At 66.4% G+C, this 25,570-nt stretch carries 22 protein-coding genes, 1 pseudogene and 1 riboswitch; of the genes and pseudogenes, 11 read left to right on the top strand and 12 right to left on the bottom strand.

Annotated elements, in window-relative coordinates; translation table 11 throughout:
• Positions 1-104: 104 nt before the first annotated feature.
• A complete protein-coding gene (locus tag ACRDU5_RS21000) occupies positions 105-1,073 on the bottom strand; it encodes a hypothetical protein (RefSeq protein ID WP_526616873.1) in 969 nt (322 codons plus the stop codon).
• A gap of 257 nt (positions 1,074-1,330) precedes the next feature.
• On the opposite strand from ACRDU5_RS21000, the gene ACRDU5_RS20995 reads away from it, so the two are divergent.
• The gene (locus tag ACRDU5_RS20995) at positions 1,331-2,701 is read left to right on the top strand and encodes an HNH endonuclease signature motif containing protein (RefSeq protein ID WP_526616871.1); all 1,371 of its coding nucleotides are present in this window, start codon (positions 1,331-1,333) and stop codon (positions 2,699-2,701) included.
• Here ACRDU5_RS20995 and ACRDU5_RS20990 read toward each other — a convergent pair.
• From ACRDU5_RS20990 to ACRDU5_RS20980, 3 genes are read right to left on the bottom strand one after another with little or no spacing between them, the layout of a single operon-like run.
• Positions 2,698-3,006 (bottom strand): hypothetical protein, encoded by a 309-nt coding sequence (locus ACRDU5_RS20990; protein WP_526616869.1) that lies wholly within the window; start codon positions 3,004-3,006, stop codon positions 2,698-2,700. The genes ACRDU5_RS20995 and ACRDU5_RS20990 overlap by 4 nt on opposite strands.
• Positions 3,007-3,038: 32 nt before the next feature.
• Complete coding sequence (locus tag ACRDU5_RS20985) at positions 3,039-3,557, bottom strand: hypothetical protein (RefSeq protein WP_526616867.1); 519 nt, start codon at positions 3,555-3,557, stop codon at positions 3,039-3,041.
• Between the two features lie 3 nt (positions 3,558-3,560).
• Positions 3,561-5,162 (bottom strand): AMP-binding protein, encoded by a 1,602-nt coding sequence (locus tag ACRDU5_RS20980; RefSeq protein WP_526616865.1) that lies wholly within the window; start codon positions 5,160-5,162, stop codon positions 3,561-3,563.
• A 107-nt stretch (positions 5,163-5,269) separates the two neighbouring features.
• Here ACRDU5_RS20980 and ACRDU5_RS20975 point away from each other — a divergent pair, with 107 nt between their 5' ends.
• The gene (locus ACRDU5_RS20975; RefSeq protein ID WP_526616863.1) at positions 5,270-6,652 is read left to right on the top strand and encodes an acyl-CoA dehydrogenase family protein; all 1,383 of its coding nucleotides are present in this window, start codon (positions 5,270-5,272) and stop codon (positions 6,650-6,652) included.
• 9 nt (positions 6,653-6,661) lie between these two features.
• Positions 6,662-7,486 carry a DUF427 domain-containing protein gene (locus ACRDU5_RS20970; RefSeq protein WP_526616862.1) on the top strand — a complete coding sequence of 275 codons (825 nt, stop codon included), beginning with the start codon at positions 6,662-6,664 and terminating at the stop codon, positions 7,484-7,486.
• Positions 7,487-7,492: 6 nt separating this feature from the next.
• Here the strand turns inward: ACRDU5_RS20970 and ACRDU5_RS20965 are convergent, their stop codons facing one another.
• A complete protein-coding gene (locus ACRDU5_RS20965; RefSeq protein ID WP_526616861.1) occupies positions 7,493-8,245 on the bottom strand; it encodes an SDR family NAD(P)-dependent oxidoreductase in 753 nt (250 codons plus the stop codon).
• 157 nt (positions 8,246-8,402) lie between these two features.
• Here ACRDU5_RS20965 and ACRDU5_RS20960 point away from each other — a divergent pair, with 157 nt between their 5' ends.
• From ACRDU5_RS20960 to ACRDU5_RS20940, 5 genes are all read left to right on the top strand, one after another.
• On the top strand, positions 8,403-10,238 hold the full coding sequence (locus tag ACRDU5_RS20960) for a hypothetical protein (RefSeq protein WP_526616859.1): 1,836 nt from the start codon (positions 8,403-8,405) through the stop codon (positions 10,236-10,238).
• A 138-nt stretch (positions 10,239-10,376) separates the two neighbouring features.
• Complete coding sequence (locus tag ACRDU5_RS20955) at positions 10,377-10,763, top strand: hypothetical protein (protein ID WP_526616857.1); 387 nt, start codon at positions 10,377-10,379, stop codon at positions 10,761-10,763.
• Entirely contained in the window at positions 10,760-12,109 is a 1,350-nt protein-coding gene (locus ACRDU5_RS20950) for a hypothetical protein (RefSeq protein WP_526616855.1), read from the top strand. Before ACRDU5_RS20955 ends, ACRDU5_RS20950 begins: the two co-directional genes overlap by 4 nt.
• Positions 12,106-12,822, top strand: a complete 717-nt coding sequence (locus ACRDU5_RS20945) for an ANTAR domain-containing protein (protein ID WP_526616854.1) — start codon at positions 12,106-12,108, stop codon at positions 12,820-12,822. Before ACRDU5_RS20950 ends, ACRDU5_RS20945 begins: the two co-directional genes overlap by 4 nt.
• Before the next feature lie 40 nt (positions 12,823-12,862).
• Positions 12,863-13,414, top strand: a complete 552-nt coding sequence (locus ACRDU5_RS20940) for a nicotinamidase (RefSeq protein WP_526616852.1) — start codon at positions 12,863-12,865, stop codon at positions 13,412-13,414.
• A 17-nt stretch (positions 13,415-13,431) separates the two neighbouring features.
• On the opposite strand, the gene metE is transcribed toward ACRDU5_RS20940, so the two are convergent.
• Positions 13,432-15,711, bottom strand: coding sequence for a 5-methyltetrahydropteroyltriglutamate--homocysteine S-methyltransferase (metE, locus tag ACRDU5_RS20935; RefSeq protein WP_526616850.1), 2,280 nt, complete (start codon positions 15,709-15,711; stop codon positions 13,432-13,434).
• Positions 15,712-15,839: 128 nt separating this feature from the next.
• A riboswitch (cobalamin riboswitch) is annotated at positions 15,840-16,042 on the bottom strand.
• Positions 16,043-16,191: 149 nt separating this feature from the next.
• On the opposite strand from metE, the gene glgX reads away from it, so the two are divergent.
• On the top strand, positions 16,192-18,321 hold the full coding sequence (glgX, locus tag ACRDU5_RS20930) for a glycogen debranching protein GlgX (RefSeq protein WP_526616849.1): 2,130 nt from the start codon (positions 16,192-16,194) through the stop codon (positions 18,319-18,321).
• 411 nt (positions 18,322-18,732) lie between these two features.
• Positions 18,733-19,290, top strand: a complete 558-nt coding sequence (locus tag ACRDU5_RS20925; protein ID WP_526616847.1) for a TetR/AcrR family transcriptional regulator — start codon at positions 18,733-18,735, stop codon at positions 19,288-19,290.
• Here ACRDU5_RS20925 and ACRDU5_RS20920 read toward each other — a convergent pair.
• From ACRDU5_RS20920 to treS, 5 genes are all read right to left on the bottom strand, one after another.
• Positions 19,287-19,529, bottom strand: coding sequence for a hypothetical protein (locus ACRDU5_RS20920; RefSeq protein ID WP_526616845.1), 243 nt, complete (start codon positions 19,527-19,529; stop codon positions 19,287-19,289). The genes ACRDU5_RS20925 and ACRDU5_RS20920 overlap by 4 nt on opposite strands.
• A gap of 8 nt (positions 19,530-19,537) precedes the next feature.
• Complete coding sequence (locus ACRDU5_RS20915) at positions 19,538-20,017, bottom strand: YkgB family protein (RefSeq protein ID WP_526616843.1); 480 nt, start codon at positions 20,015-20,017, stop codon at positions 19,538-19,540.
• Between the two features lie 31 nt (positions 20,018-20,048).
• A complete protein-coding gene (locus tag ACRDU5_RS20910) occupies positions 20,049-21,425 on the bottom strand; it encodes a flavin monoamine oxidase family protein (protein ID WP_526616841.1) in 1,377 nt (458 codons plus the stop codon).
• A gap of 61 nt (positions 21,426-21,486) precedes the next feature.
• A complete protein-coding gene (locus ACRDU5_RS20905) occupies positions 21,487-22,860 on the bottom strand; it encodes a maltokinase N-terminal cap-like domain-containing protein (RefSeq protein WP_526616839.1) in 1,374 nt (457 codons plus the stop codon).
• Complete coding sequence (gene treS / locus ACRDU5_RS20900) at positions 22,857-24,644, bottom strand: maltose alpha-D-glucosyltransferase (protein ID WP_526616837.1); 1,788 nt, start codon at positions 24,642-24,644, stop codon at positions 22,857-22,859. The genes ACRDU5_RS20905 and treS overlap by 4 nt, the downstream gene beginning before the upstream one ends.
• Positions 24,645-24,881: 237 nt before the next feature.
• On the opposite strand from treS, the gene ACRDU5_RS20895 reads away from it, so the two are divergent.
• Positions 24,882-25,271 (top strand): hypothetical protein, encoded by a 390-nt coding sequence (locus ACRDU5_RS20895; RefSeq protein ID WP_526616874.1) that lies wholly within the window; start codon positions 24,882-24,884, stop codon positions 25,269-25,271.
• 23 nt (positions 25,272-25,294) lie between these two features.
• Here the strand turns inward: ACRDU5_RS20895 and ACRDU5_RS20890 are convergent.
• Positions 25,295-25,570: pseudogene (locus ACRDU5_RS20890) on the bottom strand (hypothetical protein); the annotation flags it as partial.

Here is a 25,570-nt window from a genome sequence, read left to right as displayed (position 1 = left end):
CGTCCCGACGGCTTTGAGACTTCCAGGTGGGAAGACATGCAGACCTCCTATCTAGGCAATTTTGACCTAGATAGGAGGTCCTTGGTGTCGAACGCGCCCGTCCGTCACGCGCGCGGCGCGCGGTGGGTGGGTCTCCACGCGGGAGGGATGAACCGCCGGATCTTCTTTGATTCCAGGATCGGCGGCCAAGGCCAATCGCTACGGCCCCGGCCGCGCGGCGCCTTCAGAAAGGCGAGCCCGAGAACAAGGCCGAAGATCAGGTGCCCGATCAGGGTGATCGCGATCGTGGCCGTGTTCAGGGGGAACATCATTTCCTCGCCACGCGGAGCCAGCGCGACCGTTGCGATCAGTCCGGCCCACGTAGGGAAGACGGCGAAGCCGATCGCGGCGAGCACCACTCGCACGTTCGTCCACCGATCAATCCCCAGCGCGAATGCGACAACAAAGAACGCGACACCGAGTCCGCCACCGTCGCCGATGTAGCGCCATACGTAGCCAACCGCCGCACTGCCTGCGGTGTCCGGCTCGCCGGTGACCCACGATCCCATCACGGGAATGAAATCGCCCATCAGTCCCAGCACGTGCACGGCAAACAGCCGGGCCGCGTCATAGACGATGCATGCCACCATCCCGGCGATGAGGCCACGTCCGACGATCATGTCGATCCGATGCGGCGCGAACGTGATGATCATCCCAAGCACGGCCGTCAGCGCGATGACCACCACCGACGTGGTGTTCTGCGAGACCAGCCCGAACACGTCCACCGAGATCCCAAGGATCGGCATCGACGCCAGCGCCAGCACTAACACGACCCGCGCGATAGCCCACTTGCTGGGCGGGCCCTGGATGGTGCTCAGGTCGGCATAGCGCTGCCGCACTGTCTTGGCGACATTGCCGATGACTGGCAGGTCGATGGGGCGCAGCCGCACTGTCTTGCCGTCAAACGCGCTGATGGCCCTGGGCAGCGTCTTCGTCGGCAGGCCTGCAGAGCGCAGCCGCGTCGTCTTTGCCTCGTTGGGGGTGCTCGTGGTTGGCAGCGGCCGGACGGGCAGGTCGCCAGGGCGCAGCCGCACTGTTTCTTCTTGCGCTCGGCGAGTGGAGCCAGTCGGTGCTGTCGCAAGCATGGGGCTTCCTAATGTCGGTTTGGTTTCCCGGAGGGACGACATTCATAGTCGTCATCACGTCGCGGTTGCGTAATCGCTGGGAAGCCAGATTTCAGCCCTCGGAGGGCAGGGTTTCCTATCCGCCAGGTAAGTAGCGCCGGGACGAGGCGACGAGACCCGCGACCAGGCCTGAGATTTTGTCGGTGGTTCGAACTAGTGTTCGATGTATGAGTTCGGTTGCCGTCTCCAAGCGCATCGCGGCGGTGGGTGCGGAGTTCGAGGCGCTGGTGGACGAGCCGCTGGGCGCGTTGTCGACTGCCGAGCGGACGGCGGTCGCCGCGGAGTGGGAGCGGTTGATGCGTCGGCTGCCGGCGATGACGCATCGGCTGGTCGCGGGCCTGGCCGAAGTCCCCACCGAGGAACTGGGCGAACCCACTCTTGCCGCTGCGTTGGCCACGTTGTTGCGGATCTCGAAGGCCGAGGCGCATCGGCGGATCCACGAGGCGGCCGATCTCGGGCCGCGCTGCGCGTTGAGCGGTGAAGCCCTCGAGCCGGTGCTGTGGCACACGTCTGCTGCCCAGCGCCGCGGCGACATTGGCGGCGAGCACGTGAAGATCATTCGGCGGTTCTTCGATCGGCTGCCCGGCTTTGTCGACTACGCGACCCGCGAGGCCGCCGAGGCTGACCTGGCCGAGATGGCCTGTGGGCTGCGGCCCGAGGAGTTGCGCCAGGCCGCCGACCGGTTGGCGATGCTGCTCGACCAGGACGGGCAGCTCTCCGACGCGGATCGGGCGCGGCGGCGCTACCTGAGCATCGACAAGCAACAGCCCGACGGGATGAGCGACATCCGCGGCCGGCTCGACCCCGAGGCCCGCGCGGCGCTGGATGCGGTATTCGCGAAATGGGCGGCACCGGGCATGTGCAACCCCGACGACGAGAGCCCGTGTGTGGACGGCGACCCGTCGACCGAGACGGTCGGCAGCGACTGCCGTTCGACCGGGCAGCGCAACCATGACGCGCTCAAAGCGCTCGCCCGGGCGTTGCTGGCGTCGGGGCAGTTGGGCAGCCACAAGGGGTTGCCGGTGACGATGGTCATCTCCACCACGTTGGCCGAACTGGAGTCCGGGCGCGGGCATGCGATCACCGGCGGGGGCAGCCTGCTGCCGATGTCGGAGGTGATCCGCCAGGCCGCCGCGGCCCACCACTATCTGTCCGTCTTCGACGACCACACCGAAGAACCGCTCTACCTCGGGCGCAGCCGTCGACTGGCCTCCGCGGCGCAACGGATTGTGTTGTACGCCAGGGACCGCGGCTGCACCTTCCCGGGCTGTACCGCACCGGCGTATCACAGCGAGGTCCACCATCGCACCGCCGACTGGCGCCACGGCGGCCAGACCAACATCGATGACGAAACCCTGGCCTGCGGCACCGACAACCGCCGCGTCAAACCCGGCGGCTGGCGCACCCGAAAACGCAAAGACGGCCGCACCGAATGGATCCCGCCGCCGAATCTGGATACCGGGCAGGCCCGAGTCAACAACTACCACCACCCCGAGCGCTATCTGATTCCCGACGAGACCGACGAAGACGACCCTTAGTCACCCTTGCGCTTCAGCGTCCATGCCGGGATCCAGTGCGTGACCGACCGGCGCCGGGGGCCGTAGGCGATGGGGTAGGTGACCAGACCCCACCAATGGCCCTGCTCGCAGATGCCCCAGCAGCTCAGCCGGCCCTCGACGACCGAATGCATCTGCAGTCCGGCGGGGTTGTAGCCGCCGGTGCGATGCGGCGCGCGCGGAAACAATGCGGCCAGGTCGACGAGGACGGCTATCGGCGGCTCAACAGGTCGAAAGGCTTGCTGCACTGGTTGCCCGTTGTAGCCGATGGACTGCAGCTCGCCCATTGTTCGATCATACGTTCGAACGCCGGACGTCGTCAGCGACGCGGCAGCACGAACGCGAACGGCCGGGGATAACCCAGACCGACCAATCGCGATCGCCGCACATCGTCCACGTCGACGGGCCGCACCTCCCCCGAGGCGGGTTCGTAGCACTGCAGAGTGGCTCCGGTTGCGCCGACGATCAGCACCCAGTGCCGCGGGATGATCCGTCCGATCAGCATCGCGACCGGCCAGCCGGCCTTCACCTCACGCAGCACATCGGTGAGCCGATCACGGCGACCTCGAAACAGCCGCCAGCGGTAAGAGACCCCGCGCACCGTGGTGTGTGTGGTGAGGGCGCGGGCGATGCCCATCGGGGTGGTGCCGAGCATGCGCGGCCAGATCCGGTTCACCTCGTTGTGCACGCGGAGCTGTTCGTCGGCGAACCACGACCGTCCGGATTCGGTCAGCGCCGCGCGGTACGCCGGGTCCACCACGGCGCCCGCCACCACCGCGACGCTGGGGCCGCAGGTGGTGGAGTCGCGCTGCCGGAGGCGAAAACCCGCAAGCTTCATGGCTCAGAGCAGCGACTTGGCCCGCTCGCGCAACTCGACCTTTCTGATCTTGCCCGTCACCGTCATCGGGAACTCGTCGATGACCTGCAGGTAGCGCGGGATCTTGTAATGCGCGATGCGTCCCGCGCAGAAGGCTCGCAGGCTGTCCACGGTCGGCGCCTCGGCACCCTCGCGGACCCGGATCCACGCCATCAGCTCCTCGCCGTACTTCTCGTCGGGCACCCCGATGACCTGGGCGTCGACGATGTCGGGATGCGAGTAAAGGAACTCCTCGATCTCACGCGGATAGATGTTCTCTCCACCGCGGATCACCATGTCCTTGATCCGCCCGGTGATGCTGAGATACCCGTCGTCGTCCATTACCGCGATGTCACCGGTATGCATCCAGCCGTCGGCGTCGATCGCCTCCTCGGTCTTGGCCGGATCATTCCAATACCCAGCCATCACGCAGTAACCGCGCGTGCACAGCTCGCCCGGTGTACCGCGTTCGACCTGGACGCCGGTTTCCGGGTCGACGACCTGAATCTCGGTGTGGCGCACGGGCCGGCCGACCGTGGTCACCCGCCGGGTCAGGGTGTCGGTCGGCAATGTCTGGGTGGACATGGGCGACGTCTCGGTCATGCCGTAGGCGATGGCCACCTCGCTCATGTGCATGCGATCGATGACGTTGCGCATCACCTGCTCCGGGCACGTCGATCCGGCCATGATGCCGGTCCGCAGCGAACTCAAGTCGAAGTCGTCGAAGTTCGGTAGGCCGAGTTCCGCGATGAACATTGTCGGCACCCCGTACAGCGACGTACAGCGTTCTGCCGCAACGGCTTTGAGCGTCGCCTCCGGCTCGAAAGCGGGCGCCGGGATCACCATCGCGGCTCCGTGTGATGTGCAGGCCAAGTTGCCCAACACCATGCCGAAGCAGTGGTAGAAGGGCACGGGGATGCAGACGCGGTCTTCCTCGCGGTATTCCAGGCCCTGTCCAACGAGGTAGCCGTTGTTGAGAATGTTGGTGTGCGTCAGCGTGGCACCCTTGGGGAATCCGGTGGTGCCGGACGTGTACTGGATGTTGATCGGGTCGCTCGGCCGAAGGGTGGCTTGCACGGAACCTAGGGCGTCGGCGTCGGTCGCGGTGTCCGCCATCTGCTGCCACGGCTCCGACCCGACGATCACCACATCGCCCAACGCCGAGCACCGCGGGCGCACGTCGTCCAGCATCGCGGCGTAGTCGGACGTCTTGAAAGCCGGCGCCGCCAACACCGTGCAGATCGACGACTGGTTCAGCACGTACTCAAGTTCTTCGGTTCGGTACGCGGGGTTGATGTTGACGAGGATCGCACCGACCTGTGCCGTCGCGTACTGGATCATCGCCCACTCGGCGGTGTTCGGCGACCAGATGCCGACCCGGTCGCCAGGGTTGATGCCGCGGTCGATGAGCCCGGTGGCGATCCGGCGGGTCGCCTCGTAGAACTCCCGGTAGGTCCAGCGCCGCCCCGTCGCGCACTCGACCACCGCCTCCCGGTCTGGAAAGCTGGTCGCGGTTCGAGCCAGGTTGTCGCCGATCGTTTCGTCGAGCAGCGGTGGGTTGGTCGGTCCGGATTCGTAGGACAACATGGCGCCCTCCCTGGTCCGTGGATTTTTCGCCGACGCTGGGTACTCGACACCCTAAGACGATCGAGAGAGCGGTGGTGGCGAATGTCTGTCCTGGTGGTGGCGTATTCATGAGCTTCGACATCACCCCTACCGCCGCCCAGCACGATCTGGCGCGCCGTACCCATGAATTTGCCGACGAGGTGATCCGCCCGGTGGCATCCGACTACGACGAGCGCCAGGAGTTTCCGTGGCCGGTGCTGGAGGAGGCGGCCGAGCGCGGCTTCTACAGCCCACTGTTCTACCGCGACCTGATCGGCGATTCGACCGGCCTGTCGCTGCCGATGTTCATGGAGGAACTGTTCTGGGGGTGCGCCGGGATCGGATTGGCGATCGTGATGCCGGCCTTGGCGCTCTCGGCGATCGGTCAAGCGGCGTCACCCGAGCAGATGCTGGAGTGGGCGCCGGAATGCTTCGGTACCCCAGGCGATCTCAAGCTCGCGGCGTTGGCGATCTCCGAACCCGAGGGTGGCAGCGACGTTCGCAACCTGCGTACCCGGGCCCAACGCGACGGCGACGACTGGATCATCGACGGCCACAAGATGTGGATCGGCAATGGCGGCATCGCCAACGTGCACGTGGTCAATGCCGTCGTCGACGAGGAGTTGGGACACCGCGGACAGGCCATGTTCATCGTGCCCGGCGGAACACCGGGTCTGGAGATGGTCCGCAAGCTGGACAAGCTGGGCTGCCGCGCGTCGCACACCGCCGAGCTGAAGTTCAACGGCGTCCGGGTGCCCGGCGAGAATCTGCTCGGCGGCCAGGAGAAACTCGAACACAAGCTGGCGCGCGCGCACGAAGCCATCGAGGGCGGACGCCATTCCGGCTCCGCGACAATGGGGACGTTCGAACAGACGCGCCCCATGGTGGCCGCTCAGGCCCTCGGAATCGCGAGGGCGGCACTGGAATACGCGACCGAGTACGCGAACCGCCGCGAGGCGTTCGGCGCTCCGATCATCGACAACCAGGGCATCGCGTTTCCGCTCGCCGACCTGGCCACCGAGCTCGACGCCGCACGGCTGCTGACCTGGCGGGCGTCCTGGATGGCCGCCACCGGCGTGCCGTTCGAGCGCGGTGAGGGGTCGATGTCGAAGCTGGCCGCCAGCGAGGTCGCAGTCCGCACTACCGAACGAGCCATCCAGATCATGGGCGGCTGGGGCTACGTCAAGGACCATCCGGTGGAGAAGTGGTACCGGGATGCCAAGCTGTACACCATCTTTGAGGGAACCAGCGAAATCCAGCGCATCGTCATCGCCAACGCGTTGGGCGCCGCCGACGGGAAACCGCCCCTGCATTTCGACCTCGAACCGTCCGGCGGACCGCTGAACCGGATGTTCGGCCGCGGCACACCCGCGCGCACCCAGGTGGCCAACAGTGCCTTGGCCATGAAAGACCGCATCCCCCAGCCGGTGATGCGGCTGGCGATGAAGGTGCTGCGGCCGCCCAGCAAGTAGCGTTGCGACATGGGCGTCAGGATGAGGGATCTGCTCAGCGGGAATCTCGACGCGCTTCGGTACGAGCCCACCGCGAAACGGGTTCGGGTCTTTCTCGGCGGGGAGCCGGTGGCCGACACCCGTGATGCACGGCTGGTCTGGGAACCGCGCCGGGTGGTACCCACATACGCGGTGCCGCTGTCGGCGCTGTCGGCGCAGTTGGTCCCTGCCGGCGCGGAGTCGGGCGCAGACGAAGGGGTAGGGGTGATGATGCCCGCGTTGTCGCGGCCGATCCTGGACCCGACCGTGCCGTTCGAGGCCCACTCCTGTGCGGGCTCCGCGTTCGACGTGATCGCCGGCGCGGAGACGGGCGCGAGGGCGGCGTTCCGGCCCGACGACCCCGACTTGACCGACTACGTCATCCTCGAGTTCGACGCGTTCGAGTGGCGTGAGGAGGACGAGCCGATCGTCAGCCATCCGCACGATCCGTTCGGCCGGATCGACGTCCTGCGCAGCAGCCGCCACGTCCGCATCGAGTTGGACGGCCGGCTGCTGGCCGAGTCGTCGCGGCCGATGTTGTTGTTCGAGACGCTGCTGCCGGTGCGGTTCTACCTGCCCCGCGAGGATGTCGTGGTCCGGCTCGACCCGAGCGACACGGTTAGCTACTGCGCGTACAAGGGCCGTGCGACTTATTACTCGGTGCCGGACGGTCCGCGGGATGTGGCGTGGACCTACCACGAGCCGTTGCACGACGCCGAGCCGGTGCGGGACCGCATCTGCTTCTTCGACGAGCTGCTCGACGTGATCGTCGACGGTGAGCGGCGCGACCGGCCGGTCACGCCGTGGAGTGAGTGATGACGGTCAGAAGTTGAGCGGATAGCCGCCGCTGACCTTGAGGGTCTCGCCGGTGATGAACGCGCCCTCGTCGGAACAGAGAAACAGCATGGCCGACACCACGTCGCCCATCGTGCCGAGCCGGTGTATGAGTTGCCGCTCGTTCACGAACTCGTCGATCAACGGTCGGGGGAGGTCGGCCAGCGCGTTCTCGGTGTTCATCAGGCCAGGGGCGATGGCGTTGACCCGGATCCGGTCGGGCGCGAGTTCGGTGGCGAACGCCACGGTCAGGCCGCGCACTGCGAGCTTGGACACCGCGTACGGGGTGGCACTCATGTAGCCGGCCATCGACGAGATGTTCAGCACCACTCCGCCGCCCCGCTCCCGCATCGAATCGCGGCAGGCCAGTGTCACGTTGATGACGCCAATGACGTTCACGTCGAACAGTGCGTGAATTTCCTTGCGCGATAGCGCACCGAACGGCTGGTTGTAACGCATCAGGTGCAGCCCGGCGTTGTTGATCACGATGTCCACGCCGCCGAATCGCTCAACCGTCGCCGCCACGGCGGCATCCACCTGCTGCTCGTCGGCGACGTCACAGCGCACCGCAACGGCCTGCCCGCCTGCCGAAACCAGTTCGGCGGCAGTGCTTTCGGCCATCTCGCTGTCGATGTCGGCGATCGCCACGGCGGCGCCCTCGGCCACCAAGGCGCGGGCGAAGGCCCGGCCGAAGCCGATTGCGCCACCGGTGATGAAGGCCGTCCGGCGGTCGAATCTCACAGCAGCCTCCCAGCGCGGCCCGTGCGCCGCTGTACTCATCCTGACGCGTACGCAGGTTTTGCGGCGAGTTCCCGAGATGCCTGGTTTCAGTTCGGGGTGATCTGGCAATATTACCGACGAGTAAGAAGTTTCCTCCGACACTCACTAGGTGGGGCACATGAGGGGTTCACCGGAGATTTCGTTCCTTGCCGCGGCCGACGAGGGTGGTGGCGCGGCGCTCAACGAAGTGATCGGCTTGTCGGTCTTTGGTGCCGTCGTGACGGCACTGCTGCTCTGGGTCGGCTGGCTGCACCGGAGCCGCAAGATCACCTGGCTGGCGAGTTTCGCCGAATGGGCCGGCCGCAGGTTCAAACGGCCGCCGTGGGTGGCGCTGCCCATCGCCATGTTCATCACGGCCATCATCTGCGCGCTGTTCGGCTTCATCTGGGACGTGAGCCTGCACATCGGCAACGGGCGGGACTCGGGGCCGCTGGCCAATCCGGCGCACTACTTCATTTTGGCCGGGCTGTTCTTCGTCTTCGTCGCCGGCTGCCTGGCAATGGTGTTGCCGCACGACAAGCCGGGTCCGTCGGCGGTGCGGATCACCGACAACTGGTATGCGCCCGTCGGCGGTGTGGTGATGGCGGGCTGCGGCCTCTATGCCCTGCTCGGGTTCCCGCTGGACGATGTCTGGCACCGCATCTTCGGCCAGGACGTCACCCTGTGGGGTCCGACCCATCTGATGATGATCGGCGGCGCCGGTTTCTCGACGCTAGCCGCGTTGTACCTCGAGCACGAGGGCCGTCAGGCAGTGGGCGACGACACCCCGAAGGACGGCGCCGGTCTGAAGTTCGTCCAGTACCTGGGCTTCGCCGGGGTCGTCGTCGGCATGTCGGTCTACCAGATCGAGTTCGACTTCGGGGTGTCACAGTTCCGCCAGGTCTTCCAGCCGATGTTGATCGCGGCCGCCGCGGCATTCGGGCTCGTGGCCGCGCGTATGTTCCTCGGCCGCGGCGGGGCGATCCTGGCCGCGCTCTTGGCAATCGCGCTTCGCGGGCTGGCGGCTCTGGCGGTAGGCCCGGTGCTGGGCGCGCCGATCAACTGGTTCGCGCTCTACCTGGGCCCGGCGATCGTGGTCGAGGTGATCGCGCTCACGCCACTGCTCAAACGGCCCATCATGTTCGGGCTCGTCAGCGGGTTGGGCGTCGGCACCATCGGTTTGTGGCTGGAATCGCTGTGGATCAGTGCCGTGTACCCCTATCCGTGGCCAATGAGTATGTGGCCCGAAGCGCTGGCGATGGCGGTGCCGGTGGCAATCCTCACCGGCGCGTGCGGGGCCATGGTCGGCATTGTGCTGTGCGGGCAGCGACTGCCCACCCGCGCCATCGGGATCGGCCTCGTCGCGCTTACCGTGCTGGTGATCGGCGCCGCGACCGCCAACGGCCTTCGTTACGACGTGCCGCAAACCGAAACGGCCTCCGTCACGCTGACCGAGGCGCCGGCTATCGAGGGCGAGCGGTTTGTCACCGCCGACGTTCGGGTCGACCCGCCCGATCTGATCAGCGAGGACCCCAACTGGGTGTCGGTTCTCGGTTGGCAGGGCGGCGTCGACAATCAGCGAGGGATCTTCATCGACCATCTCGAGCGGGTCGGGCCAGGGCATTACCGTTCGACCGAGCCGATGCCAGTGTCCGGTTCGTGGAAGACCCTGCTGCGCGTGCACGACGGTAGGACGATGACCGCGGTGCCGATCTATCTGGCCGCGGATCCAGGTATCGGCGCGCAAGAGGTGCCGGCGGAGGCTTCATTCACCCGACCGTTCGTCGCCGAAATCACCATCCTGCAGCGTGAGCGCAACCCGGAGACGCCCGAGGTGCTGTGGCTGATCGGTTGTCTGATCGTGCTCGCATGCACGCTGGTCATGGTGGCCGGACTCACATGGGGCGCAGGCCGAATCAACAAGAACGAGCCCAGCGGCGCCCAGGCGAAACTGCAGCCGACGGCGCAGGCATGACAGGTCGTCCGGACGTTCAGTTCCTTGCTGATCATCCGATCTGGATCGCTGTGCCCGCCTTCGCGCCAGCAATCGTGGTGGCCGCCGTCGTGGTGTACATCGCAATGAAAGATCGACGGAAGGGACACGGCCCTCACCGTGACGACTCATAGGAAGCTTCTGGCCCTGTCGACGGCCCTGCTGATTTCCGCCGGCTGCGGCGGATCCGACACCGGGCAAAGCCCGTCGGAGATGACCGATCAGCAAGCGCCACCCGCGCAGCTGGTCATCGATGTCAACATCGCCGGCGGCAACGTCACCCCGACCAATGCCCAGCTGCAGGGCAAGGTGTCAGAACCCATCATCGTGCGAGTCAACAGCGACGCCGCCGACGAACTTCATGTTCACTCTTCGCCCGAGCACACCTTCAAGATCGAGCCACGCACCGGCCAGTCATTCCAGTTCACCGTCGACGTGCCGGGTCGGGTAGAGATCGAACTGCATCAACTGCAGCGCACGATCGCCACCGTCCAAGTGCGGCCGTGACGGACCGACCCGCGAGGGTGCTGGCGCACGGCCTTGGCGGGTCGACGGATCTGCCGATCCCGTACACCTACGCCGTCATCGGCGCCGCGTGGGCGCTGACGTTCACGTTCGCCGTGGTGGCCTTCGCGTGGCGGCAGCCGCGGTTCGATCCGGACAAGGCCGGTCGTCCATTGCCGCAGTGGGTGACGACGGCGACCGACGCGCCGGTCACCCGGTGGTCCTTGGCCGCGGCGGGACTTTGTTTCGCTGCCTGGGTCGCGATGGCCGCCGTGTTCGGGCCGCAGGACGACAACGCGTTGCCGGGCGTCTTCTACGTGCTGCTGTGGGTCGGTCTGGTGGCGGTGTCGCTGGCCATCGGGCCGGTGTGGCGGGCGATCTCGCCGGTGCGCACGGTGTATCGCCTGCTGCGCGGGGCGGGCGTGCCGCCCGGTCGCGGGTATCCCGACCGGTGGGGGTACTGGCCCGGGGTGCTCGGCCTGTTCGCGTTCGTGTGGCTGGAGCTGGCCGGCCCGGACCCCGGTTCGCTCACCGCGATCAAACTCTGGCTGCTGATCTACCTCGCGGTCACGCTCATCGGAGCGCTTGTGTGCGGCGACCGCTGGTTCGGCCGCGCCGACCCGTTCGAGGTGTACAGCGTGGTCGCGTCGCGGTTCTCGCCGCTGCGCCGCGACCGGCAAACTGACCGCATCGCGGTCGGCAACCCGTTCGACCACCTGCCGTCGCTGCCCGTGCGGCCGGGCACCGTGACGGTGCTCGCCCTGCTGCTGGGGTCCACCGCGTTCGACAGCTTCTCGGCGATGCCGCGGTGGCGCAACTTCGTCGACCAGCTCGCGGCCGCCGCGCCGCTGGTATCACCCTCGGTGGCGGCGACCCTGGCGCGCAGCGCCGGGCTGCTGGTCTTCGTGACGGTGGTGGCGGTGTCGTTCTCGCTGGCGGCCCGCAGCACCGGCGGCGTCGACCGGCGCGGGCGCCGCGAGCTGCCCGGACTGATGGCGCACTCACTGATCCCGATCGTGCTCGGCTATGTCTGCGCCCACTATCTGTCGTATCTGGTCGAACGGGGTCAGCAGACCATCATCGCCCTGGCCGACCCGCTGGGCCGCGGCTGGAATCTGCTCGGCCTGGGCGACGCCCAGGTCAACTACGTTCTCTCGCTTCATCCTTCGGTGTTGGCCACCATCAAGGTGGGCTGCGTGGTCGCCGGCCACGTCGCCGGTGTGCTCGCCGCACACGACCGAGCGGTACGGGTGCTGCCGGCCGGAAATCAGCTGACGGGACAACTGGCGATGATGCTGGTCATGGTCGGCTACACGTTCACCGGGCTGTATTTGCTATTCGGTGGATGACTCCTCGCGGCTTCGCCTACATTGTCGTTGTGCCAGGTGACGACACCATTGAACAGGCTCTGGCCGGTGGTTCGCCGCAGCGCGTCGGTTGGTTCCGGTTCTACTTCGCCGACGAGCGCTGGGAGTGGTCGGAACAGGTGCAACGGCTGCACGGTTACCAGCCGGGCTCGGTGACGCCGACCACCGAGCTGGTGCTGTCGCACAAGCATCCCGACGACTATGTGCAGGTCGCTGCCACCCTGGACGATATCCGGCGCACGCACCGGACCTTCAGTACCCGGCATCGCATCATCGACACCCACCAGCAGGTGCACGACGTCGTCGTCATCGGCGACCAGCTCCACGACGACAACGGCGAGGTGATCGGCACACACGGTTTCTACGTGGACGTGACGCCGTCGGCCCGCGCGCGCGAGGAGTTGGTCAGCGCCGCGGTCGCCGAGATCGCGGAGAACCGAGCATCGATCGAGCAGGCCAAGGGCATGCTGATGGTGATCTACCGGATCAACGAGGAATCGGCCTTCGAACTGCTGAAGTGGCGGTCGCAGGAGACCAACGTCAAGGTGCGTATTTTGGCCGAGCAGGTGCTGGCCGACTTCGCCGAGCTGACCTACGAGGAAACCTTGCCGCCGCGCGCGACCTTCGATCACCTGCTGCTGACCGCTCACCTGCGGGTGGATGCCAACGGGCCGGCGGCCAAGACCGCGTCGTAGCGGGCGAGCAGACCCGCCGCCGCGGCGATACGGTGGGCGTATGCGGGCGCTGCTGATCGTCGATGTGCAGAACGACTTCTGCGAGGGCGGCTCCCTGGAAGTGGTCGGCGGGCAGACGGTGGCCCGCGCGATCAACGAGTACTTGGCCACTCCTCGCGACTACGCCCACGTGGTGGCGACCAAGGACTACCACATCAATCCCGGCGAGCACTTCTCCGACAACCCCGACTTCGCGGTGTCATGGCCACCGCACTGTGTGGTCGGAACGGCGGGCGCCGACTTCCATCCGGACTTCGACCCCTCCGCCGTCGAAGCCGTGTTCACCAAGGGCAGGTATTCGGCGGCCTACAGTGGGTTCGAGGGCACCGACGAGGCCGGCACCCAGTTGGCCGACTGGCTGCGGCAACGCGGCGTGGACGAAGTCGACATCGTCGGCATCGCCACCGACTACTGCGTCGTGGAAACCGCCACCGACGCCGCCGAGGGGGGATTTTCCACCCGCGTTCTGCTGGACCTGACCGCCGGCGTCGCGCCGGAGTCCAGCGCCAAGGCCGTCGACGACATGCGCGCGGCCGGAGTCGAAGTCGCCTGACGGCTCGCTGGACACGGCTACCGGTCGGCTCGCACCTCCCGGGCAGCAACCACCATGTTCCGCAGCGACGCAGTCACTTCGTCGGATTTGCGCGTCTTCAGCCCGCAGTCGGGATTGACCCACAGCCGTTGTGCGGGTATCGCTCGCAGCGCAGCCCGCAACGACGCCGCGATCTCGTCTGTGCTCGGCACCCGCGGGGAGTGGATGTCATACACGCCCGGCCCGACACTGTTGGCGAACCCGATCGCGTTCAGGTCGTCCAACACCTCCATGTGCGAGCGCGCAGCCTCGATCGAGGTGACGTCGGCGTCGAGATCGGCGATCGCCCCAATCACGTCCCCGAACTCCGAATAGCAAAGGTGCGTGTGGATCTGGGTCGCGTCGCTGACCCCGGAGGTCGCCAGCCGGAACGCGCCGACAGCCCACTGCAGATAGGCGTCCTTGTCCTTGGCGCGTAGCGGCAGCAGCTCCCGCAGCGCCGGTTCGTCGACCTGGATGATCGCGATACCCGCGGCCTGCAGGTCCACGGTCTCGTCGCGGATGGCCAACGCGATCTGGCTGGCGGTGTCGGCCAACGGCTGGTCGTCGCGCACAAAGGACCAGGCCAGGATGGTGACAGGTCCGGTGAGCATGCCCTTCATCGGTTTGTCGGTCAGCGACTGGGCAAAGGTGATCCAGTCGACCGTCATCGGACGTGGCCGCACCACGTCGCCATACAGAATCGGCGGGCGCACGCAGCGGGTGCCGTAAGACTGCACCCACCCGTTCTGGGTGGCGAAGAACCCGTCCAGCTGCTCGGCGAAGTACTGCACCATGTCGTTGCGCTCCGGCTCGCCGTGCACCAGCACGTCGATCCCCAGTTCTTCCTGGAGCTTGATGACGTCGGCGATCTCGGCCTTCATCCTGCGCTCATACTTGGCCCGATCAATCTCACCGGATCGCAGCGCCGCGCGCGCCTTGCGGATTTCCGATGTCTGCGGGTACGACCCGATCGTGGTGGTGGGCAACACCGGCAGACGCAGGCGGGCGTTCTGACTTTCCCGCCGGGCCTGCGCGGGTCCACGGTGGACGCCGGAGGCGAGCACCGTTGCGAGCCGCGCGCGGACCTGGCCATTCTGCAGACGCGGGTCTGACTTTCGCGACGCGATCGCGTCGGTGGAGCGCTGGATCGCGTCAGCAACAGCTTCACGGCCGGCCCGCAGCGCCGTCGACAGCGTCGCCACCTCCGCGACCTTCTCGGCGCCGAATGCCAGCCAGCTGCGCAGCGAGTCGTCGAGCTCGGTTTCGGCTTCCAGCGAGTACGGCACGTGCAAGGTGGAGCACGAGGTCGATACGGCGATCGCGCGTGCCGAGCCCAACAACGTCGCCACGGTGCTCAGCGCCGCCTCCAGATCGGTGGCCCAGATGTTTCGCCCGTCCACGACACCGGCGACGACCAGCTTGTCGGCCAGGTCAGGAACCGCCGCGACGGCCTGCTCGCCACCGGCCACCAGATCGATGCCGATGGCCTCCACCGACGTGCGGGCCAGCGCGGGCAACGCACCGTCAAGGGCGCCGAAATAGCTAGCCACGAAAAGTGCTGGGCGCTCGGCGATTTCGGCCAGTCCGCGGTAGACACGCTCGGCGAGTTCGGCCGCGTCGTCGAGACTGTCGGTGACCAGCACCGGCTCATCGAGCTGCACCCACGCCGCACCGGCGTCCTGCAGCAGGCCGAGGAGTTCGGCGTACAGCGGTATCAGTTCGTCGATGCGCTCGATCGGCGCGGCGGCACCGTCGACCGCCTTGGACAGCGAAAGGAACGTGATCGGCCCGATGACCACCGGGCGCGCGGCGACACCCTGCGTCTGCGCCTCTGCTAGTTCGCCGAGCACCTTGGCGGGGTTGAGGGCGAACGTGGTTTCGGTCCCGAGCTCGGGAACGATGTAGTGGTAGTTGGTGTCGAACCACTTCGTCATCTCGAGCGGTGCGATCTCATCGGTGCCGCGGGCGGCCGCGAAATAGCGGTCAAGGTCGTCCTCGATGCCGGCCACCCGCGGCGGCAGCGCACCGAGCATCACCGCGGTGTCGAGCATCTGGTCGTAGTAGGAGAAGGTGTTGACCGGGATTGAGTCCAGACCGCCGGCCTGCAGCTCGGCTCGGGTGCCAAAGCGAAGACCGGACGCGACGGCCTCCAGCTTCGAGCGGTTGATCTTGCCTGCCCAATAGCCTTCGATGGCCCGTTTGAGTTCGCGATTCGGCCCGATTCGCGGTGAACCCAGCGTGGTGGCGGTGAACGGTGTGGTTTGGTGCGGTGTCACGCGTTGTCCTTCGGGTGCGACGGGTGGTCATCGCCCGTTGAACGTTTCACCGAACCGGCTGCCTCAGTCGCGGTGGCAACCGTCTCGGCCATACGCCCAGCCCTCGAGGCGATGCGCCGCCGGACGCGGCGCGCCCGGCACAACTGGCAGGTCTTCGGACTCGCAGGCCCGCACGACTTGTCGTGCCCCTACTGGCCGTCGCTTCCCAGCCGTGAACCGTGGTTCACGCGCCAGTGCCGATGACGGCGCTCGTTCCTGCTAACCGCTGCGGGACAGTCCCGGATTCCCACCGGGTTCCCTCTCGCCACACACCTGAATAAGCGCGTGTCGCTCGACGCCGACACCGAACCGAGGCGCGGTGCCGGCAGACCAGCTGCACCGGTCAGGTTACCGATCGTCGACCACGGCGTCGGCCGGGGTGCGTGATAGTGGCCACGCTGCTGGTGACCGTGCATCGGACCGCCCCGTATCGTCGCCCTGGTGAACGATGCCGTGACGGCGCCGATATGGCCGGGCAAGGCCTACCCGCTGGGGGCCGCCTATGACGGGTCGGGCACCAACTTCGCGGTCTTCAGCGAAGCCGCGGAACTGGTTCAGTTGTGCCTGTTCGATGCCGACGGGGCCGAGACCCGAGTGGCCCTGCCCGAGGTCGACGGGTTCGTTTGGCACGGCTTCATACCCACCGTCGAACCGGGCCAACGCTACGGCTACCGGGTACACGGGCCGTACCAACCGCCCGCCGGGCAACGCTGCAACCCGAACAAGCTGCTGCTGGATCCCTACGCCAAGGCCATCGACGGCACGTTCGACTGGGACCAATCGCTGTTCGGGTATGACTTCGGCGATCCGGACAGCCGCAACGACGACGACTCGGCCGCGAGCATGCCCAAGTCGGTGGTGATCAACCCGTTCTTCGACTGGGCCGTCGATCGCCCGCCCGGCCACGAGTACGCCGACACGGTCATCTACGAGGCGCACGTCAAGGGCCTCACCCAGACCCATCCGGACATCCCGGAGGACCTTCGCGGTACCTATGCCGCCGTCGCCCACCCGGCGATGATCGAGCACCTGAAATCGCTGAGCGTCAACGCGATCGAATTGATGCCGGTGCACCATTTCGTCAACGACTCGACGCTCGTCGAGAAGGGGTTGACCAACTACTGGGGCTACAACACCATCGGCTTCTTTGCGCCCGACCCCGGCTACAGCAGCAGCCCGACCGCGGGCGGACAGGTCCAGGAGTTCAAGGCCATGGTTCGCGCGCTGCACGAGGCCGACATCGAGGTCATTCTCGACGTGGTCTACAACCACACCGCCGAAGGAAGCCACCTGGGACCGACACTGTCCATGCGGGGCATCGACAACGCCGCCTACTACCGGCTGGTGGAAGACGACAAGCGCTACTACATGGACTACACCGGCACGGGCAACAGCCTCAACGTCGGCAATCCCCATTCGCTGCAGTTGATCATGGACTCGTTGCGGTACTGGGTGACCGAGATGCACGTCGACGGATTTCGATTCGACCTCGCCGCCACGCTGGCACGTGAGTTCTATGACGTCGACCGGCTGGCGTCCTTCTTCGAACTCGTGCAACAGGATCCGACGGTCAGCCAGGTCAAGCTGATCGCCGAACCATGGGACATTGGCCCCGGCGGTTATCAGGTCGGCAACTTCCCACCGCAGTGGACCGAGTGGAATGGCAAGTACCGCGACACCGTCCGGGACTACTGGCGCGGCGAGTCGGCCACCCTCGACGAGTTCGCCTACCGGCTGACCGGCTCCGCCGACCTCTACGAGCACACCGCCCGCCGTCCGGTCGCCTCCATCAACTTCGTCACCGCACACGACGGATTCACGCTGCGGGATCTGGTGTCCTACAACGAGAAACACAACGAGGCCAACCGCGAGGACAACCGTGACGGCGAGAGCCACAACCGGTCATGGAACTGCGGTGTGGAGGGCCCGACCGACGATCCGGCGATCAACGCGTTGCGGGCCCGGCAGCAACGCAATTTCCTTGCCACGTTGTTGCTGTCCCAAGGCGTTCCGATGATCTCGCACGGCGACGAACTGAGCCGCACCCAGCAAGGCAACAACAACGTCTACTGCCAGGACAACGAGCTGTCCTGGATCGACTGGGCGAACGCCGACACCGAGTTGATGGAGTTCACCCGATCAGTCTCGGGGCTACGGGCCGCACATCCGGTGTTCCGGCGGCGCCGGTTCTTCAGCGGCCGTCCGGTCCGGCGGCGAGGAGTCTCCGGACCACCCGACATCTCATGGTTCGCGCCCGACGGATCGGAGATGACCGACGAGGACTGGGAGACGGGGTTCGCCAAGTCGGTGGCGGTCTATCTCAACGGTCACGGCATTTCCGATCTCGATGTGCGCGGTCAGCGGGTCACCGACGATTCGTTCGTGCTGTGTTTCAACGCACATCACGAACCGATCCAATTCGCCCTTCCCCCCGACGAGTTCGGTGCCGCATGGGTGCCGGTGATCTACACCGCGGCAGATGCGATCGAGGACACCGACCCAATAGACGCCGGCGCCAAGGTCACCGTCGACCCCCGCGCGGTGATGGTGCTTCAGGCGGCCCCTGAGTAGCTGGGGTAGTCACCGACTGCTCACTCGACGACATCGAAGAACGAATCGCCGTCCTCCGGCGTCCCGTCGATCTGGCCACGTTCGCGCCCATGCTGCTGCGGATCAAGGCGGTCCAGGTCGTCATCGGGCATGATCGACTCGTCGCCGGCATCCTCGGCGTCACCGGAGGCGCGTAGCCGAAAATGCCGCCCATACCAGGCAGTATGGTACGGTTGCCCAGCAGCCGTGGCCGCTTATTCGGCACCGAGGGGAACTCGATCTGTGCCGCCGGCCGGGCGGGCTGGACGTAGAAGCCGAAGAGCGGCGGCGACTACCGGCGGCCACGGTTGCGACAACTTGAAGCTCTTCTCCGTAGCTTAATTTTCGTCAGTGTCAGTAGCAGTCGGTGCAGATCGCCGTATGCTGCCGTCCATGACGCCGCGCGGTGCCGCGCACCGACTGTCGGTGGACGACTGGATCCAGGCCGGATTCGCACTCCTCGCCGACGAAGGCCCGAATGCACTGCGGGTCGATCGACTGTGCGAAAGGGTGGGTGTCACCAAGGGCAGTTTCTACTGGCATTTCACCGACATGCCGACCTACCGGTCCACCCTGGTCGAAGCCTGGGGGAGCCTTCGTGATCAGGACCGCCAGCGGTTCGAGAACATGCCAGACGTCAAGCCCCGCCAGCGTTTGACGGTCATGATGGAGGCGCTGGTCAATCCGCAGCAGTGGGCGCTCGAGCGGGTCATGCGGGTCTGGGCGCTAACCGACGAGACCGTCGCGGCGAACGTGCAGAAGAGCGACCGAAGGGTTCTGCGCGCAGTTCACCAGGCGTTCCTCGATTGCGGGTTCGGGCCAGCCGACGCCCGGTTGAGAGCGGTCACGCTGTTCGCGGCGGGCATGGGGCTGCTGCACGGCTCCGATCCGAACATCGAGGCCCCGGCCGATCTGCGGGAGCGGTTCCTCGACTTCATGCTGCGGCCTTAACGCGACGCCGTCGTCGGATGCAGGCCGGTCTTGGCGTCCAGGTACTGAAGCAGATCGTGGGCGGCCAGTTCGATGTGCCAGTCGGCGTATTCCTCCCACGAGTGGTTTGCCAGGAACCCGTTCTGCGCGTCGGCCCGCGGCTGCACGTCTCCCCAGTCGCGGTCCAGGACATACCGGCGCGCGTCGATCAACGTCCGCGCCTTGATCACGCCGGCCTCGTTGAGCAGATACTTGGCCATGCCAACGGTTACCCACTGCGCAGTGCGCGCAAAGCATCGCTGAGCGTCCAAACCGAGATGCCCAGCAAGGCAATGTCCTTCATCAGGAACCCACCGTCCAGCGACAATGCGGGGAACCCACCCTGGGATGCGTCGAAAACCCCGGGTGTGGTGAACATGAAGCTGATGGTGCCGAGGAACAGCATGATCGCCAGCAGGCTGCCGAACGCTGAAACCCTTGGCCACCAGGGCTTGACGGCGAGCAGCGCCGCGGCCGCGAGCTCGAAGACGCCCAGCAGCGCGGAGAAGGTGTAGACGGAGAAGATGTTGTACAGCCAGCCCATGAACGGACTCGCGGACACCAACGGCTGGATCCCCTGCGCTTCGTAGTTCATGAACTTCAGGCCGCCGTACCATGCGATCACGATGACCAGGCCGTACCGGGCCAGCAGTCCGCCGACGACGTCGAGGGTGTTCTTTCTGGTGGATGCAATCTGTTGAGAGGTCATGTACCGGTGGTGCCGCGATCAGCGACGACCGTTACGCGGACGAGTTCAGGCTGGCCACCCGTTCGCTTTGGATGACTTCGGTCGCGGCCCGCTCGCCCGAGCGGACGGCGCCGTCGACCCATCCGCACATCACCGCGGAGCTCTCGGTCCCGGCCCAGTGGATGCGCCCGCACGGTTCCCGAAGGGCGGGACCGAATTGCGTCAGCACTCCGGGCGGGGCGTGACTGAGCATGCCGCCGCCGGAGTAGCGTTCCGTCGTCCATTCCTGCTCGATGTAGTCCACCGGCGAGCCGGCCTTCGCCCCGAACCGCCCGACGAGCTCGGCCAGGATCGATCGTCTGCGCTCATCCGGATCGAGTCTGCCGACCTGACGCGCGATCGGGCCTTCAACGATGACGCATAACACGCCGGGACGCTCCGCGTCGGTTGATGCGTCGATGGTCACCGTGGCGGGCGATCCCGGCGCCGCCGACTGACCCGACAGGCCGTCGGTCCGCCAGAACGGCTCGTCGTAGACGACGTTGATCTTGAAGATCGCTCCACTGGGCATCCGCTGATGTAGGAACGATCGATCGGGGGGAAGCATTGGGTCGTAGAGGATTTGACTCGCGATGGCGATCGGCACCGCGACGACGGCCCGACGGGCTCGGACGGTCATGTCGTCGGAGCGCACCGTCACGCCGTCGGTGTCCTGGTCGATGCGCCGGACCGGTTGCGACAGGTGCAGCGAGTCGCCGATCTGTTCGGTCATCGGCCGGTAGATCGCCCCCATGCCGCCGACGACCCGGGAATCCTGAGACGCGTCCTTGTTACCCAACACGAAGCCGGGGCCGCCGCCGGAGGCCATCTGATAGAGCATGAACAGCATCGAGACCTCTGACGCGTCGGAGGTGTAGCACCCGGCAATCGCCGTTTCCAGCAGCGCGTGGGCCGGCTTGGACAGCGTGTGGTTGCTCAACCACTTCGCCAGGCTGATCTGATCCCACTTCTGTGCGTTCTTCGCCTCCCACGGCGCCTCCAGCGGGATCGACTTGCACATCTGGGTTATCTCGTAGAAGACGGCGCCGAGGTTCACCGCCGCCCACGGGCTCATCGACAATGGAATGGTGCCGGTATAGCGGTACTGCTTGCCGTCGACCACCATCATCGATTGGCCGTCGGTGTACTGCTTGTAGCTCCGCACACCGAACTCCCTCATCAGCGCGTAGATGCGGTCCTGGCCCGGCCCCACCCATGCGCCGCCGCGGTCGATCCACGTCCCGTCGTCGCGCACCACGGTGAACGTCCGCCCGCCAACCCGATCACGGGCCTCCAGCAGCGCCACCGAATGCCCGGCCTGTTTCAGCCGCAATGCGGCGCTCAGTCCGGCGAAACCGGCCCCTACTATGCAAAAGTCCACGTCAGCCATCGTTGAATGGTCCGCTTGCATCGATCGACGCGCGGCCTTTTGGCAAATTTTTACGCAGACGTCAGCAAATCACCCCGACGGTGCGGGCGATGGACCGCAACGGGATCGGTAACCACGCCGGTCGATGCCGGGCCTCATAGGCGACCTCATAGACCGCCTTGTCGAGTTCGTAGGCCGCCAGCAGCACACCGGAGTCGCGCGGGTCCGCGCCGGAAACCGTCGCATATCCGTCACAGAACGATGCCTGGTTGCGCTCGACCCACTCGCGGGCGCGGGCACCGATCTGCTTGTCCTGCTGATCGCCGGCCTGATCCACCAGTCGCTGATATGCGGCGTATTCGTAGGACCGCAGCACGCCCGCGACGTCTCGCATCGGAGAGTCCGGCCGCCGGCGATCCTGCAGTGGCTGCCCGGGCTCGCCCTCGAAATCGATCAGCAGCCAGCCCTCCGGGGTGCGCAGCACCTGACCGAGATGCAGGTCGCCGTGCACGCGCTGCACGGTGATGGTCTCCTCGGCCACCTTGCGGAACCGGTCCTCGATGGCGAGCAGGTACTGATCCAATTCGGGCACCGCGGCGGCCGCCGACCACAGCCGTGCCAGCAGCTCGTCCGTCGGAAAGATCGCCGTCGCCGAACCGAGCTGTTCGGCCAGTGCGGCATGCACCGAAGCGACCGCCTCGCCGAGCCGATACGACTCGCCGGCGAAGTCCCCGCCGACCTCGTCGGCGTACAGGTCGCCCTCGGCGAACAGGTCGCGGGTGCTCGCGGTGGCCATGTCCCAGCCCTCCGCCGAGTTGGCGGCGAACGCGGTCACCATTCCCAACGCGCACGGTTCACCGTCCGGGGTCTCGGTCTCGAACGACCCGAGCAGCCGCGCCACGTGTGGATTGCCCGCCCGGCCGAGCACCCGGTTCAGCTCGATGTCGGGGTTGATGCCGGACGTGATCCTGCGGAAGACCTTGAGGATCGCCTCCTCCTCGAACACCACGCTGGTGTTGGTCTGCTCGGCGCCAGACACCCGCGGCGACGCGGCCAGCGGAAGCGTGACGTCCGGCTCCTTGGTGAAGGTCACGCCGCCGACCACGGCCGACGCGTCGATCAGCGACAGCAGATACTCGGGTGCTGACGCGTCGTAGAGCGCGTCGTAGGCGGTGCGGTCGTCGACGGTGCCGATCGTCGCGACGGTGAGATATTCGTCGATGGGACCTCCGCCAAATGTCGCCGCGTCCGCGGCTCCGCCAGCCCAACGCACGATCACCTGGTAGCGCTCCGACGAGCCGTCGGTGTAGGACACATCCAGCAGCACCAGGTCGAGGTCGTCGCGCAGCGCCACCGCCCGCGCCGGTTCGATCGAGGACAGTTCGCGGCTGCGTCCGGCATACCACCGCTGCTCGGGAAGCCACTGGAACCATGGCAAGTTCGCTGGCTGGCTCATGGCTTCTCCTCAGGCCCGCGCAGCTCGAACCAGTAGAAGCCATGACCCGGCAGCGTCAGCAGGTACGGCAACTGGCCGATCGGCGGGAACTCAACGTACCCGGTCATCTCGACCGGGGTGTACCCATTCCAATGCTGCAGGTTCAGCTCGATCGGCTGCGGGAACCGGGACAGGTTGTTCACGCACATCACGGTGTCTTCGGAGCCATCGTCTTCTATCTCGCGCAGGTAAGCCAGCACCGACGGGTTGGATCCGCCCAGTTCACGGAACGTGCCGGTGGCGAACGCGTCGTGCCTGCGGCGCACCGTGAGCATGGTGCGGGTCCAATGCAGCAGCGACGTCGAGCTGTCCCGCTGCGCCTCCACGTTCACCGAGTGGTAGCCGTAGATCGGATCCTGGTTGGGCGGCAGATACAGCCGGCCGGGGTTGGCGTCGGAGAACCCGGCGTTGCGGTCGGGGGTCCACTGCATCGGGGTGCGCACCCCGTCGCGGTCGCCGAGCCAGATGATGTCGCCCATCCCGATCTCGTCGCCGTAGTAGATGACCGGCGACCCGGGCAGCGAGAGCAGCAGCGCGGTGAACAGTTCGATCTGGTTGCGGTCGTTGTCCAACAACGGGGCCAATCGACGCCGGATGCCGACGTTGGCCTTCATCCGCGGGTCCTTGGCGTACTCGGCGTACATATAGTCGCGCTCTTCGTCGGTGACCATCTCCAGCGTGAGCTCGTCGTGGTTGCGCAGGAAGATGCCCCATTGCGTCATCTCCGGGATCGGCGGTGTCTGGGCCAGGATCTCGGAGATCGGGAAGCGTGATTCCCGCCGCACCGCCATGAATATGCGTGGCATCAGCGGGAAATGGAACGCCATGTGGCACTCGTCCCCGCCGGTGTCCGGGTCGCCGAAATACTCGACGACGTCGGCCGGCCACTGGTTGGCCTCGGCAAGCAACACCCGGCCGGGGTATTCGTCGTCGACCACCTTGCGGCAGTGCTTGAGGAACGCGTGGGTCTCCGGCAGGTTCTCGCAGTTGGTGCCCTCCCGCTCGAACAGGTAGGGCACGGCGTCCAGCCGGAAGCCGTCGATGCCGAGATCGAGCCAGAAGCGCAGGACGTCGATCATCGCCTCCTGCACCGTGGGGTTGTCGTAGTTGAGGTCGGGCTGGTGGGAAAAGAATCGGTGCCAGTAGAACTGCCGCCGCACCGGATCGAACGTCCAGTTCGACTCTTCGGTGTCGACGAAGATCACCCGGGCATCGGAGTACCTCTCGCTGGTGTCGCTCCATACATAGAAGTCGCCGTACGGCCCGTCGGGGTCGCGACGGGATTCCTGGAACCAGGCATGCGAGTCGGAGGTGTGGTTCATCACCAGGTCGGTGATGACCCGGATGCCGCGGCGGTGGGCGGCGTCGAGGAGTGCGACGAAATCGTCGACGGTGCCGAATTCCGACAAAACCTTGTAGAAATCGCGGATGTCGTAACCGCCGTCGCGCAACGGCGAATCGTAAAACGGCGGCAGCCACAGGCAGTCGACGCCAAGCCATTTGAGGTAGTCGAGCTTGTCGATCAGCCCGCGCAGGTCACCCGAACCATCGGCGCTCGAGTCGTAGAACGCCCGCACCAGCACCTCGTAGAACACGGCGCGCTTGAACCAGCTGCGATCTTCGGGAAGGACACGCGCATGGCCGAAATCGTCGGCGGTGGGATGCTCGACCACGCCGTCCTCGACGTGGCTGCCCTCGGTGGGGTCATGCTCGACGTTCTCGTCGGCGGCGCTCGTCGCATCCATCGATCTTCAAACCTACCCACGCCCGCCGAACTTGAATCTGCTCATGGTCCTTACGGTGTTTGCGCAGAAACGGTTGAATCCACCGTCGAGACGGGTTACCGTTTCGGCGAACTGCTCCGGCAAACGGGGCGTCTTGGTCATCAATCAAGATCTTCGACGACGAATCGAGTGGCCGTGTCTGAGCCAAATGATGGTGAAGCTCCAGTAATTGTTGGTCTGGCCGATGCGGCTATGCACATGTATGCGGCCGCGATCGATGCCCTGCCCGACCCCGGCGACCCGGCGTACCCCGACCGCGTCGGCGTGATCCTCGCCGGTCTGCGCAAGCTGTCCGGCTCGCTGTCGGACGCCGCCAGCCGCAGCCGGGTCACGCCGTCCGTCATCGTCGCGTTGAGCGGTGTCCGCAACCGCTTCGACGATCTGATGGCAACCGCGGCGAACGGGCCGGCGGCCACCTTGGGTCAGCGCCTGTACATCGCCCGCGGGCGCGCCAAGCTCTCCACCAAGGAGGCGGCGAACGGCGTGGGCCTACGCAAAGACCTCATCGAAGCCGTCGAGGCCGAAGAGCCGGTGCTCGACGACGAGGCCACCAAGATCAAGGACTTGATCGCAGCGCTCGGCGGCTGACGCCGAAACAAATCTGACGGCGCCTACCGGAGTAGGCGCGCGGCCGGGGTCATCCGCACCATCCGACCCGTTCTGGCCTGTCGATACCCAATGGCGGTGCCGCCGAGGGTGAACAGCAATATCCCCGCGAGGCCGGGCAGAGCGGCTCCGAACAGCCCCGATAGCCCGGCGGTGCGCAGATGCTCTGCGTAGCCGAGTCGCTGCGGCCGGGTGGCCAACGGCGCGGCGGTGCCCGCGGGCGGCGCTTCCGGTTGTGCGTCGCGCACCCGAACCGCCGGGGTACCCGACCCGCCCGCGGC

The sequence above is a fragment of the Mycobacterium sp. genome (assembly GCF_050701515.1).
GTDB lineage: Bacteria > Actinomycetota > Actinomycetes > Mycobacteriales > Mycobacteriaceae > Mycobacterium.
The sequence above is the reverse complement of the archived record's forward strand: the minus strand, read 5'-3'. Positions and strand labels throughout refer to the sequence as shown.